Origin of the sequence: Streptosporangium heterodermiicola (genome assembly GCF_051390675.1) — a bacterium.
In the GTDB taxonomy this organism is placed as follows: Bacteria; Actinomycetota; Actinomycetes; order Streptosporangiales; family Streptosporangiaceae; genus Streptosporangium.
The window spans coordinates 81,401-93,381 of the sequence record NZ_JBPJSR010000013.1; the positions used below are offsets into that span (position 1 = coordinate 81,401).

Sequence of the window (11,981 nt, forward strand, 5' to 3'; positions counted from 1 at the left end):
GGCGGCACCGGCCGGGCGACCGGTCACCCACCACGACCGCCGGGGGATTCCCAGCAAGGAGATCGGACCATGAAACCATTCGGAAAGCCCGCGGCCGTCGCGCTGGCGGCGCTGCTCACCCTGACGGCGTGCGGCGGAGGAGGCGCGGGAGGCGGGGCCACCCCCGCCGCGCAGGGCCCGCAGCCGCTGCGCATGACGATCTGGACCTCCAACGAGGCCCACCTGAAGCTGTTCAACGAGATCGCCGCCGAGTACAAGAAGACGCACCCCGACGTCGGCGAGATCAAGTTCGACCCCATCCCCTTCGAGGGCTACACCACGACCCTGACCACCCAGATCGCCGGGGGCAACGCCCCCGACCTGGCCTGGATCCTGGAGAGCTCCGCACCCGACTTCGTCTCCTCCGGCGCGCTGGCGCCGCTCGACGACACGCTGGGCAAGGCCCAGGGGTACGAGTTCGGCGACCTCACCCCTTCGGCCGTCGAGCTCTGGCAGGCCGAGGGCAAGCTGTACGCCTACCCGTTCTCCACCTCGCCGTTCGGCGTGTTCGTCAACACCGACCTGCTCAAGAAGGCGGGCCAGAAGACCCCCGCCGAGATGATCGAGGACGGCACCTGGACCTGGGAGAAGGTCGCCGCGCAGAACGCCGCGGTCGCCTCCAAGACCGGCAAGGCGGGCATGGTCGTCCGCGACTTCGACTACAAGGGCTGGGACAACCTCTCCACGGTGTGGGGCGGCTGGGGCGCCCAGGCCTGGAGCGAGGACGGCAGGACCTGCGGGTTCGACAGCCCCGAGATGGTCGAGGCGATGACGTTCCTGCACAGGTCGATCTTCACCGACAAGGCCTTCCCCGGCCCCGGCACCACGGCCGACTTCTTCGCGGGCGACTCGGCGATGACCATCACCCAGATCTCCCGCGCCTCGCTCCTGCAGGACGCGAAGTTCGGCTGGGACCTCGTCCCGCTGCCCGCCGGGCCCAAGGGCGAGTACTCGGTGATCGGCCAGGCGGGGCTGGGCGTCTTCAAGAAGTCCGCCAACGCGGCGGCGGCCACCGACTTCCTCGCCTTCTTCACCAACCCCGCCAACTCGGCCAAGCTCGCCGCCTACTTCCCGCCGCCCCGGGCCTCCCAGCTCACCGCGGACACCATGGCCAGGAGCAACCCGCTGCTCAAGCCCGACCAGCTGCGGAAGGTCGTGATCGGCGGCATCGAGAAGGGCGTCGTCAAGCCCAACCACACCGGCCAGGCGGAGCTCTCGCAGACCGTGCGGGCCGCGCTCGACCCGCTCTGGCAGCCCGGCGCCGACGTCAAGGCCGTGCTGGGCGGCGTGTGCGCCAAGATCCAGCCGATGCTGGGTGCGTGACGTGGCCGCGTCACATTCCGGATCCGCGGTGACCGGCCGGCCGGTCACCGGCGGGCGGGCCGCCGGGCGTACGGGGGCCGCCGGCCCGGTTCGCCGGGTCTCCGGGAACGGCGGTGGCGGGGCGTTCTGGACCGTGCGCCGCCGCGACAACCTGGTCGGGTACCTGCTCGTCGCCCCGCAGCTCCTCGGCAGCCTGCTGTTCGTGCTCCTGCCGCTCGGGCTCGTCCTGTGGTACAGCCTCCACGAGTGGAACGTGCTGGCCGGGACCTTCGAGTTCGTCGGCGGGGAGAACTACGACAGGCTGCTCGCCGACCCCAACCTGGGCGAGGTGCTGGGCGGGACCGCGCTGTTCTCCGCCGGCCTGGTCGTGCTCAACCTCGGCCTCGCCCTCGTCCTGGCGGTCCTGCTCAACCAGCGGCTGCGCGGGACCACCTTCTTCCGTACGGTGTTCTTCTCGCCCGTGGTGGTCTCGCTGGTCGCCTGGACGATCGTGTGGCAGTTCCTCCTGCAGGACGACGGCGGCCTCAACGGCCTGCTCGCCGTCGCCGGGGCCGACGGCCCCAACTGGCTGCGCGGCGAGGGCACGGCGATGCTCTCGGTGGTCGTCGTCCAGGTCCTCAAGAACGTCGGCCTCAACATGGTGCTGTTCCTGGCCGCCCTCCAGGGGGTGCCGGCCCAGCTCTACGAGGCCGCCGAGCTGGACGGCGCCGGGGCGTGGACCCGCTTCCTGCGGATCACCGTCCCCCTGATCAGCCCGACCATCCTGCTCACCTCGATCATCACCGTGGTGGGGTCGCTGCAGGTGTTCGCGCAGATCGCGGTCCTCACCCAGGGCGGCCCCGGCATGTCGACGACCGTCCTCGTCTACTACCTGTACCAGCAGGCGTTCCAGTTCCACCACTTCGGGTACGGCGCGACGCTGTCGGTCCTGCTGTTCGCGATCGTCGCGCTGCTCACCGTCGTGCAGTGGCGGATGCGCAGGAGGTGGGTCTTCAATGAGACGTGAGACACCGGTACGGCTGAAGACGCTCCTGTACGGCCTGCTGTGCGTGTTGTGCGTGCCGTTCGTCTTCCCGACCTGGTGGATGGTGACCTCGTCCCTCAAGCCGGTCGGCGAGATCTTCGCCTTCCCGCCGAGGCCGCTGCCCGACGACTGGGACTTCTCGGCCTACGGGCAGGTCTTCGAGCTGCAGCCCTTCGCGGGCCAGTACTTCAACAGCCTCTACATCGCCCTGGTCGTCACGGCCGGCACGATGGCGGTGGCCGCCATGGCCGGGTACGCCTTCGCGCGCATCCGCTTCCCCGGCCAGAACGCGCTCTTCGTCGTCGTGCTGCTCGGGCTGCTCATCCCGAGCGAGGTCACGATCGTCCCGCTGTTCCAGATGTTCCACGGGCTCGGGCTGACCGACACCCACTGGCCGCTGATCCTGGTGCCGATCCTCGGCGCGCCCGGGGTGCTGGCCACCTTCATCATGAGGCAGTTCTTCGTCAGCCTGCCCGGCGAGCTGGAGGAGGCCGCCCGGGTGGACGGGCTCGGCAGGTTCGGCACGTTCTACCGGGTCGCGCTGCCGCTGGCCAGGCCCGCGCTCGGCGCCGTCGCGATCTTCACGTTCCTGCACAGCTGGAACCTCTACCTCGAACCCATCGTGTACCTGTCCTCGCCGGAGAGGTTCACCCTCCCGCAGGCGCTGACCCAGTTCGTCGACGCCTACGGCGGGCCGATGTGGAACGTCCAGCTCGCCGCCGCCTCGATGACCGCCCTGCCGGTGCTGGTGGTGTTCGTGCTCGCGCAGCGGCAGTTCATCGAGGGCCTGGCCCACACCGGCCTGAAGGGCTGACCCCCGTCACCCGCCGATCGTGTCGAGCTCCTTGAGGACGTCGGCGGGCAGCTCGATACCGGCTCCCGCGACGTTCTCCCGGAGATGGGCCACCGACGACGTACCCGGGATGAGGAGGACGGTGGGCGAGCGGCGCAGCAGCCAGGCGAGGGCGACCTGGAAAGGGGTCGCGCCGAGCCGGGTGGCGACGCCGTCCAGGACGCCCGACTGCAGGGGGCTGAACCCGCCGAGGGGGAAGAAGGGCGTGTAGGCGATGCCCTCGCGGGCGCAGTGGTCGACGAGCTCGTCGTCGGCGCGGTGGGCCAGGTTGTAGAAGTTCTGCACCGACACGACCGGGGCGATCGACCGCGCCTCGGCGAGCTGCTCCGATGACACGACGCTGACGCCGAGGTGCCGGATGAGGCCCTGCTCCCGCAGCTCCGCGAGCACGGTGAACGGCTCGGCGATCGAACCGGGGGCGGGGTTCGTCAGGTCGCCGACCCGGAGGTTGACGACGTCGAGCGCGTCGAGCCCGAGACGTTCGAGGTTCTCGTGGACGGCGGTGGTCAGCTCCTCGCGGGACAGGGCCGGCGGCCAGGACCTGTCGGGGGCGCGCCGGGCCCCGACCTTGGTGACGATGCGCAGATCGTCCGGGTAGGGGTGCAGGGCCTCACGGATGATCTCGTTGACGACGTACGGGCCGTAGTAGTCGCTGGTGTCGATGTGGGTGATCCCCAGCTCGACCGCCTCTCTCAGCACCGCGATCGCCTCGTCGCGGTCGCGCGGGGGTCCCCAGACACCGGGGCCCGCGAGCTGCATGGCCCCGTAGCCCACCCGGCTGAGGGTGAGGTCCTCGGCGAGCTTCAGGCTTCCACCGGGTAGTGACGTCGGCATTGTCGGTCCTCTCATCGGTTCTTCCTGGCCTTCCTCCGGACCTGCTCCCGGCTCTTTTTCCGGGGCCTTCGCGGCGCCGGATCGGCGGTGTGCCGGGCCCCGGAGCCGGTCCTCACCGGCTCTCGCGCCGGTCGGCGCCGGGCCGGTGGACGGGTGTCCCCGGCCACCCCGAAGTCTCCGCCGGTCGTCCGCGACCAGGAAGTGCCCTGGTCATCCTGGGAGTGACAGGGCCAGGATGGGAGATTGCCGCTTCGCCACTTTTGAAACACGGCGGGCGGCCAGGACGATCACCACCAGGTCCGGGGATCCGCGTCGACCCCCGGGTGGTCAGGCCCGGGGGTCGACGTGGATCTTGGGGCCAGGACCGGCTCCCGCGGGACGGGAGCCGGAGAGGATCTCGCCCACCTCGTCGAGCCCGACGACGGCCGCCACCAGCGGCCGGGGGTCCACCGAACCGGAGGCGTAGTGCCCGATCGCCCCCGCCAGGCCGGGCGAGGCGCTCAGGATGCCGACGGCCGTGACGTCCTTGAGCACCAGCGTGCGGGTGTCGACCGCGCTGGTGGTCGGCGCCAGGCCGATGTAGACCACCCGCTTGCCCGGCTCCACCAGGTCGACGGCGAGGGAGGGCAGGCCGGGGGCGTTGGAGGCGTCGATGACGGCGTCGAACGGGAGTCCGGGAAGCCTGTCCGAGGTCCACGCCCCGTGCACCCCGAGGGCGCGGGCGAACTCCAGCGACGGCTCCGACAGGCCCATGATGTGGACCTCGGCCCCGTGCGCCAGGGCGAACCGGGCGGCGAGCAGGCCGATCGTCCCCGGCCCCAGCACCAGCAGCCGGTCACCGGGGGTGAGGTTCGCGGCCTCGACGGCCCGCAGCGCGTTGCCGCCCGGCTCGACCATCGCCCCGGCCGCCGCGTCGACCGTGTCCGGCAGGACGTGCAGCGCCGTGACCGGCACGGGAAGCCGCTCGGCCAGGGCGCCCGGCCACCCGCCCCGGATGCCGATCTCGAAGCGGTCCTCGCACACGTGCTGCAGCCCGCCCAGGCAGCGGCGGCACCTGCCGCAGCCGAGCATGGTGTCGCCGGTGACGCGGGTGCCGACCCAGCCGCCGTCGACGCCCTCGCCGACGGCGGAGACCGTCCCGCACCACTCGTGGCCGAGCCGTATGGGGTAGCGGGCGTTGTCCTCCTCCTTGAGGTAGGCCATCTCGCCGCTGAAGAACTCCATGTCGGTGCCGCACACCCCGGCCCGTTCCACGTCGACCACGACCTGCCCCGGCCCGGGAACCGGCGGCTCGACGTCCAGCACGGCGAAGCGGCGGGGCCCGGTCACGACGAACGCTCTCACGGGTGGAACCTTCCATACGGCGCCGCCGGGCGAGGCCGGAGGTACAAGAATCAGGTTCTGTAGACTACCGTTCGGCAAATGGGGCTGAGAACGTGACGGCGGACCGGCGTAGTTCGCAGTGGTACGCGGGAACCGACCGCAACGCCTATATCCACCGGGCCTGGATGCGGCGCGGGCTGCCCTCGCACGCCTTCGACGGCCGGCCGCACATCGCGATCGCCAACACCGCCTCCGACCTCACCCCGTGCAACACCCACCTCGACGAGGTGGCCGAGAGCGTGAAGCGGGGCATCTGGGAGGCCGGGGGCGTCCCGATGAACCTGCCGGTCGTCTCGCTGGGCGAGACGCTGGTCAGGCCCACCGCGATGCTGTGGCGCAACATGGCCGCGATGGCGACCGAGGAGATGTTGCGGGCCAACCCGATCGACGGCGTGGTGCTGCTGGGCGGCTGTGACAAGACCATCCCGTCCCTGCTGATGGCCGCGGCCTCGGTCGACCTGCCCGCCGTGGTCCTCCCCGGGGGGCCCATGCTCACCGGCACCTTCCGCGGCGTGCAGCTGGGCTGCGGCACGGACGTGTGGCGGCTCAGCGAGGAGGTCCGCGCGGGCACCCTGAGCGAGCAGGCGTTCCTGCGCTCGGAGTCGTCGATGATCCGCAGCAGGGGTCACTGCAACACCATGGGCACCGCCTCCACCATGGCCTGCGTCGCCGAGGCGCTCGGCACCACCGTCCCCGGCCTGGCGGGCACGCCCGCCCCCGACAGCCGCCTGCTGGAGGGCGCCCACGAGACCGGGCGGCTCGCCGTCGAGCTCGTCGAACGGGACCTGCGGCCCAGCGCCCTGATGACCAGGGGATCCTTCCTCAACGCGATCGTCGCGCTGGCCGCCGTCGGCGGATCCACCAACGCGGTGGTGCACCTGCTGGCCATCGCGGGCCGGCTCGGCGTCGAGCTCTCCCTCGACGACTTCGACCGCACCGGCGCCGGGGTGCCGCTCCTGGTCGACCTGCAACCGGCGGGCCGCCACCTGATGGAGGACTTCCACCGCGCGGGCGGGCTGCTGGCCGTGCTGCGCGAGGTACGCGACCTGCTGGACCCGGACGCGCTGACCGTGACCGGCAGGCCGCTCGCCGCCCACCTGGACGACGCGCGGATCTGGGACGAGACCGTCATCCGCCCGCGCGACCAGCCGCTGCGGGAGGCCGCGGGCATCGCCGTCCTGTACGGCGACCTGGCACCGTCCGGGGCCGTGATCAAGCCCGCCGCGGCCTCGCCCCAGCTGATGCGCCACCGGGGCCGGGCCCTGGTCTTCGACAGCGTCGAGGACATGCACGCCCGGATCGACGACCCCGATCTCGACGTGGACGCCTCCTCGGTGCTCGTGCTGCGCGGGTGCGGCCCCAAGGGCTACCCGGGGATGCCCGAGGTGGCCAACGTGCCGCTGCCGGCCAAGCTCCTGGAGCACGGGGTGCGTGACATGGTACGGATCTGCGACGGCCGGATGAGCGGCACGGCGTACGGCACGGTGGTCCTGCACGTGGCGCCCGAGGCGGCGGCGGGAGGCCCGCTCGGCCTGGTGCGGACCGGTGACCCGATCGTCCTGGACGTCGAGGCCAGGCGCCTGGACCTCGACATCCCGCGGGAGGACCTGGCCAGGCGCCGGCCCTCGGAGGCGATGCGCGAGGCCTTCGCCGCGCCGTCACGGGGCTGGGAACGCCTCTACGTCGACCATGTGATGCAGGCCAACCGGGGCGCCGACCTCGACTTCCTCGTCGGCTCCAGCGGTGACGCGGTCGCCCGCGAGTCCCACTGAGGTCGTCGAGGTCACCGGGACCGCCGGGGCAGCTGACGTCGTCGGTGCCGCCGGCGTCGCCGGTGCCGCCGAGGGGGCCGAGGCCGCGTGGCGGGCCGGGCGCGCCCGGTGCCCGTCGTCCGGCCTGGTCCCGGGCCTCGTGTCGTTCCAGAACCCGTCGATGCCGATCAGCCGCCGGTAGCGGGAGTAGGCGATCTCGTACGGCTCCCGCCGCGCCGCGGGCGGGAACGGCCGGGGCCTGAACGAGCGGCGGACCACCTCGCGCAGCTCGGTGAGGGAGCCGAGACGGCCGTCGGCCATCGCCTGGACCAGAAGGTTCCCCACGGCGGTCGCCTCCACCGGGCCCGCGAGCACCGGCCGCCCGGCGAAGTCGGCGACGAGCCCGCAGAGCGCGGCGCTGGCGGCCCCGCCCCCCACGAGGTGCACGGCCTCCACCCGCCGGTCGCTGAGGAACTCGGCCTGCTCCAGGGCCCACCGGTAGGAGCACGCGAGGCTCTCCAGGACGCAGCGCACCGTCTGCGCGCGGCCCTCGGGCGGCGCCTGGCCGGTCGACCGGCAGTAGGCCGCGATCCTGGCCGGGATGTTCCCCGGTTCGAGGAACCACGGGTGGCCGGGGTCGATCAGCGGGCCGAACGCGGGCGCCGTGGACGCCTCGGCGACCAGGTCCGCGTACGAGGCGCGCACCCCCCAGGCCCTGCGGCACTCCTGGAGCAGCGTCAGGCCGTTGAGCGCGCGGGTGAAGTGGACGGTCCCCATGACGCCGCCCTCGTTGGTGAAGCCCGCCAGCCTGGCCGCCCGGCTCGTGACCGGCGCGTCGAGTTCCAGCCCCGCGAGCGAGCGGGGGCCGCAGGAGATGTAGCCGACCGAGCCCGAGGAGACGGGGAGCGCGGCGGCCGCGGAGGCGGCGTCGTGGCCGGCCACCGCGACGACCACGGTCGCGCCTGGCCCCTTCCCGTTCCTGCTGCTCCGGACGCCCCCGCCGCTCCCGTCACCGCCTTCGCGCAGCGGCCCGGCGACCGTGCCGGGCTCGGCGAGCCGGTGGGCGAACAGGTGGCGGGGGAGGCCCAGGCGGGTGACGAGGCTGTCCGCCCACCGGCCGGTCCTGGCGTCCAGCAGCTGGCTGGTGCTCGCGATCGTCCGCTCGGCGAGCATCTCGCCGCTCAGCCAGAGCGTGAACAGGTCCGGCATCATCGCCAGGTGGTCGGCCGCGTCCAGGAGCGGGGACCCGGCGTGCGCCAGCAGCTGGCAGGCCGTGGTGCCGGGTCCTGGACGCACCCCGGTCAGCTCGTAGTGGTCCTGCCAGGAGACGAGACCCGCCAGGCCGGAGGTGTAGGGGTCGAGGTGGTGGCGGGGGTTGGCCAGTAGCCGCCCCGCGCGGTCGAGGAGCGCGAAGTCACCGCCCCAGGCGGTCACGCCCACGCTGGTGAGGCGGCCACGGGAGGCGGCCAGCGCGATACCCCCGCGAGCCTGGGTGAGGAGTCCCAGCACGTCCCAGTACAGGCCGTCGAGAACGCGGACGGGCCGGTTGGCGAAGCGGTTCGCCTCCCGCACCACGAGCCGTTCACCATCGAATTCGCCGGTCAATACCCGGCCGCTCTCAGGTCCGAGATCCACGGCCACGTAGACGGGCACGGTCCAAGGGTAACCGGAAAAACTTTCCTGATACGGGGGATATATCAGAAATGGTGGATGAAACTGCCCGTGGATCCGCCTTTCTCTCCCAGCTCTCCCGGTTCTGTCACGCGGGCTTTCCCCCGGTCCTTTCGCGACGGCCTCTCCGGGTTCACCCGCGCGGGGCGTACATGATCAGAACGACCCCCGCCAGGCACACGCCCGCGCCGATCAGGTCCCACCGGTCGGGACGGAAACCGTCGGCCAGCGTTCCCCACAGCAGGGACCCGGCGATGAACACCCCGCCGTAGGCGGCCAGGACCCGGCCGAAGTTCGGGTCCGGCTGGAACGCGGCGACGAACCCGTACGCCCCCAGCGCGACGACCCCCGCGGCGATCCACAGCAGCCCCCGCTGCTCGCGGACCCCCTGCCAGACCAGCCAGGCGCCGCCGATCTCGGCGACGGCCGCCAGCGCGAACAACAGCAGTGAACGGGCGATCGTCATGCTCGAAAAATAGCGGTCCTCCGTGCCCCGGACGCGTCCGGGGCACGGAGGACCGTCCCGGAGCCGCCGTGACAACACCGGTCCCGCGTGTCACGGGCCGTACGACGGCGCCCGTCCCGCATGTCTAGGGCCGCGACGGCACCGGTCCCGCGTGTCACGGTCCCGGGGGCGGGGTGGCGGCACCGCCCCCGGGGTGCCGCCACCCCGCCCCTCTGTGAACCGCGGACGCCTTTATGTAAGCGGCCATTCGGGAGACGGTCTGCGTCATAGTGCTCACCCGGCCGGACAGGGAGAACCGCCGGTCGGGCGATTTCCGGCGCCCGGCGGGTTCTCTGATATATCGAATGGTAAGAAATTCCCCATTCATTCCTGATCGGGATCATTCAGATCAGAGGTCCGGTTCCGGGGCGGGGCGTACCTCGTGCCACCCCTTCGAGGACGGGTCCGCGGTCAGCGGACGTCCCTGTTCGCCGCCGCCAGCCACAGCAGCGGGAGCGGCGACATGACCAGCCAGAAACGATGCGCCTCGTACCAGTACCCGTACCCGCACGTCGGCGGCCACAGCTGGAGCCCGTCCGGCAGGAGCAGGGTGGCCAGGACGAGCACGAGCTGGGCCACGACGGCGGCGAGGGCGGCCTGCCTGCCCGAGGTGAACCGGGTGGCGGTCGCCGCGGCGGCGAGCCCGGTCCCCAGGCACACGACGGCCTCGACCAGTAGGTCGGAGAGGGGGAACAGCTGCCAGGTGCCGAGATGGTTAAAACGTGGCAACGGATGACGGTCCGGTTGCCGGGACGCGGACCCGGCGGGTTTCCCCGGGGGAGCCGGGCCGCCCGAAGTGGAGGTCGTGTAACGCTAAGGAAACGGCACGTTCATGTGCCATTGACACCCACCGAAGCTTGGTTCTACTGTCCAGCTCAACCGGTTAAATCGTTTTTTGTAGGAGTCCGACCACCCCCCACTTCCTGAGGAAGCGCTCATGTTCACTGTTTCGCGAAGGTCCGTTCCCGCCGCGATGGTGGCCGGCCTGCTGTCGATCGCGCTCGCCGCCTGCGGCGGTGGTACCACCAAGGACTCGGCGAGCTCGGCGGCCCCGGCCGCCCCGGCGTCGTCCGCCCCGGCGAAGGCCGATCCGAACGCGCCGATCAAGGAGGGGTTGAAGATCGCCTTCCTGCCGAAGCAGATCAACAACCCGTACGAGACGATCGTGGACAAGGCGGGGATCGAGGCGGCCGCGGAGTTCAAGGCCGAGGCCAAGGAGGTCGGCCCCTCCGACGCGTCGGCGTCCTCGCAGGTGTCGTACATCAACACGCTGACCCAGCAGGGGCATGACGCGATCCTGATCGCGGCCAACGACGCCAACGCGGTGTGCGGGCCGCTGCAGCAGGCGCGGGCGAAGGGGACGAAGATCGTCTCCTACGACTCCGACGCCTCCAAGGAGTGCCGCGACCTGTTCATCAACCAGGCCAACTCCGAGGAGATCGGCCGCAGCCAGGTGAAGCTCCTGTCGGAGCTGATCGGCGGCAAGGGTGAGGTGGCGATCCTGTCGGCGACGGCGAACGCGACCAACCAGAACACCTGGATCGAGTTCATGAAGGACGAGCTCGGCAAGCCCGAGTACAAGGACATGAAGCTGGTCAAGGTCGCCTACGGCGACGACGACGACCAGAAGTCCTTCCAGGAGACCCAGGGCCTGCTGCAGGCGTACCCGGACCTGAAGGGGATCATCTCGCCGACCACGGTGGGCATCTCGGCGGCGGCGCGCTACATCTCCGGCTCCAAGTACAAGGGCGAGGTCGTGCTGACCGGGCTGGGCACCCCCAACCAGATGCGCCAGTTCGTCAAGGACAAGACGGTCGAGAAGTTCGCGCTGTGGAACCCCAAGGACCTGGGCTACCTGGCCTCGTACGCGGCGGCGGCGCTGGCCTCCGGGCAGATCACCGGGGCCGAGGGCGAGGTCCTGAAGGCCGGAAAACTCGGCGAGCGGACGATCGGCAAGGACGGGGAGATCATCCTCGGCCCGCCGTTCACCTTCGACGCCTCCAACATCGACCAGTTCGACTTCTGACGCCACCGGCCCGACGCCACCGGCCTGACGCCACCGGCCTGACGCCGTCGGCGCGGCCCGCGCCTGAGAGGGCGCGGGCCGTACTCGGAAGGGCACGGCCGCGCCCGGGTTGGCACGGTCCCGGGGCCGGAAGGCGCGGGTCCGTGGTTCGGAAAGCGGCCATGGTCGGAAAGCGGCCGTAATCGAAAGGCAGCAGAGGCCCGTGGTCGGAAGGCGCGGGCCGCATCCAAGAAAGGCCAGCCCATGCAGCGTGTCTGCTTCCTGCTGAAGGTACGGCCGGAGCGCCTGGCGGAGTACCGCGAGCGCCACCGCGCCGTGTGGCCGGAGATGCTCGACGCCCTGAGCGCCACCGGCTGGCACAACTACTCGCTCTTCCTGCGGGAGGACGGGCTGCTGGTCGGCTATCTGGAGACCGAGGACTTCGAGGCCGCCCGCGAGGCCATGGCCGCGACCGAGGTCAACGCCCGGTGGCAGGCCGAGATGGCGCCGTTCTTCGAGAGCCTCGACGGCCGCCCCGACGAGGGCATGGTCTCGCTCCAGGAAGTCTTCCACCTCAACTGATCGGGGACCGA

General features: G+C 71.5%; 11 protein-coding genes. 6 read left to right on the plus strand and 5 right to left on the minus strand.

Translation table 11 applies throughout. From position 1 onward, the window contains the following. The first annotated feature begins 69 nt into the window (after window positions 1–69). The 3 genes from ACSC1Q_RS26550 to ACSC1Q_RS26560 are packed head-to-tail and all read left to right on the plus strand — an operon-like array spanning window position 70 to window position 3,200. Window positions 70–1,362, plus strand: a complete 1,293-nt coding sequence (locus tag ACSC1Q_RS26550; protein ID WP_436761395.1) for an ABC transporter substrate-binding protein — start codon at window positions 70–72, stop codon at window positions 1,360–1,362. Window positions 1,363–1,390: 28 nt separating this feature from the next. After that, complete coding sequence (locus tag ACSC1Q_RS26555) at window positions 1,391–2,368, plus strand: carbohydrate ABC transporter permease (RefSeq protein WP_436761396.1); 978 nt, start codon at window positions 1,391–1,393, stop codon at window positions 2,366–2,368. Beyond that, a complete protein-coding gene (locus tag ACSC1Q_RS26560; protein ID WP_436761397.1) occupies window positions 2,358–3,200 on the plus strand; it encodes a carbohydrate ABC transporter permease in 843 nt (280 codons plus the stop codon). The genes ACSC1Q_RS26555 and ACSC1Q_RS26560 overlap by 11 nt, the downstream gene beginning before the upstream one ends. Window positions 3,201–3,206: 6 nt before the next feature. On the opposite strand, the gene ACSC1Q_RS26565 is transcribed toward ACSC1Q_RS26560, so the two are convergent. Both ACSC1Q_RS26565 and ACSC1Q_RS26570 read right to left on the minus strand, forming a co-directional pair. Continuing rightward, window positions 3,207–4,073, minus strand: coding sequence for an oxidoreductase (locus tag ACSC1Q_RS26565; protein ID WP_436761398.1), 867 nt, complete (start codon window positions 4,071–4,073; stop codon window positions 3,207–3,209). 327 nt (window positions 4,074–4,400) lie between these two features. After that, window positions 4,401–5,417 carry a zinc-dependent alcohol dehydrogenase gene (locus tag ACSC1Q_RS26570; protein ID WP_436761399.1) on the minus strand — a complete coding sequence of 339 codons (1,017 nt, stop codon included), beginning with the start codon at window positions 5,415–5,417 and terminating at the stop codon, window positions 4,401–4,403. A gap of 92 nt (window positions 5,418–5,509) precedes the next feature. On the opposite strand from ACSC1Q_RS26570, the gene ACSC1Q_RS26575 reads away from it, so the two are divergent. Then, entirely contained in the window at window positions 5,510–7,228 is a 1,719-nt protein-coding gene (locus ACSC1Q_RS26575; protein ID WP_436761400.1) for an IlvD/Edd family dehydratase, read from the plus strand. Here ACSC1Q_RS26575 and ACSC1Q_RS26580 read toward each other — a convergent pair. The 3 genes from ACSC1Q_RS26580 to ACSC1Q_RS26590 form a co-directional block, all read right to left on the minus strand. After that, a complete protein-coding gene (locus ACSC1Q_RS26580) occupies window positions 7,115–8,860 on the minus strand; it encodes a rhamnulokinase (RefSeq protein ID WP_436761401.1) in 1,746 nt (581 codons plus the stop codon). The genes ACSC1Q_RS26575 and ACSC1Q_RS26580 overlap by 114 nt on opposite strands. Window positions 8,861–9,011: 151 nt before the next feature. Beyond that, the gene (locus ACSC1Q_RS26585; RefSeq protein ID WP_436761402.1) at window positions 9,012–9,344 is read right to left on the minus strand and encodes a YnfA family protein; all 333 of its coding nucleotides are present in this window, start codon (window positions 9,342–9,344) and stop codon (window positions 9,012–9,014) included. A gap of 450 nt (window positions 9,345–9,794) precedes the next feature. Further along, window positions 9,795–10,112, minus strand: a complete 318-nt coding sequence (locus ACSC1Q_RS26590; protein WP_436761403.1) for a hypothetical protein — start codon at window positions 10,110–10,112, stop codon at window positions 9,795–9,797. Window positions 10,113–10,320: 208 nt separating this feature from the next. Here ACSC1Q_RS26590 and rhaS point away from each other — a divergent pair, with 208 nt between their 5' ends. Together rhaS and ACSC1Q_RS26600 are read left to right on the plus strand one after the other, a co-directional pair. Continuing rightward, window positions 10,321–11,409, plus strand: coding sequence for a rhamnose ABC transporter substrate-binding protein (rhaS, locus tag ACSC1Q_RS26595; RefSeq protein ID WP_344745985.1), 1,089 nt, complete (start codon window positions 10,321–10,323; stop codon window positions 11,407–11,409). Window positions 11,410–11,652: 243 nt separating this feature from the next. Next, entirely contained in the window at window positions 11,653–11,970 is a 318-nt protein-coding gene (locus ACSC1Q_RS26600; RefSeq protein ID WP_436761404.1) for an L-rhamnose mutarotase, read from the plus strand. Window positions 11,971–11,981: the final 11 nt, after the last annotated feature.

Excerpts from the sequence above, each read along its gene's own strand:
- ACSC1Q_RS26600 (WP_436761404.1), top strand. The coding sequence starts at position 11,653 with ATGCAGCGTGTCTGCTTCCTGCTGAAGGTACGGCCGGAGCGCCTGGCG.
- ACSC1Q_RS26565 (WP_436761398.1), bottom strand. The coding sequence starts at position 4,073 with ATGCCGACGTCACTACCCGGTGGAAGCCTGAAGCTCGCCGAGGACCTC.
- ACSC1Q_RS26550 (WP_436761395.1), top strand. The coding sequence starts at position 70 with ATGAAACCATTCGGAAAGCCCGCGGCCGTCGCGCTGGCGGCGCTGCTC.
- rhaS (WP_344745985.1), top strand. The coding sequence starts at position 10,321 with ATGTTCACTGTTTCGCGAAGGTCCGTTCCCGCCGCGATGGTGGCCGGC.
- ACSC1Q_RS26585 (WP_436761402.1), bottom strand. The coding sequence starts at position 9,344 with ATGACGATCGCCCGTTCACTGCTGTTGTTCGCGCTGGCGGCCGTCGCC.
- ACSC1Q_RS26560 (WP_436761397.1), top strand. The coding sequence starts at position 2,358 with ATGAGACGTGAGACACCGGTACGGCTGAAGACGCTCCTGTACGGCCTG.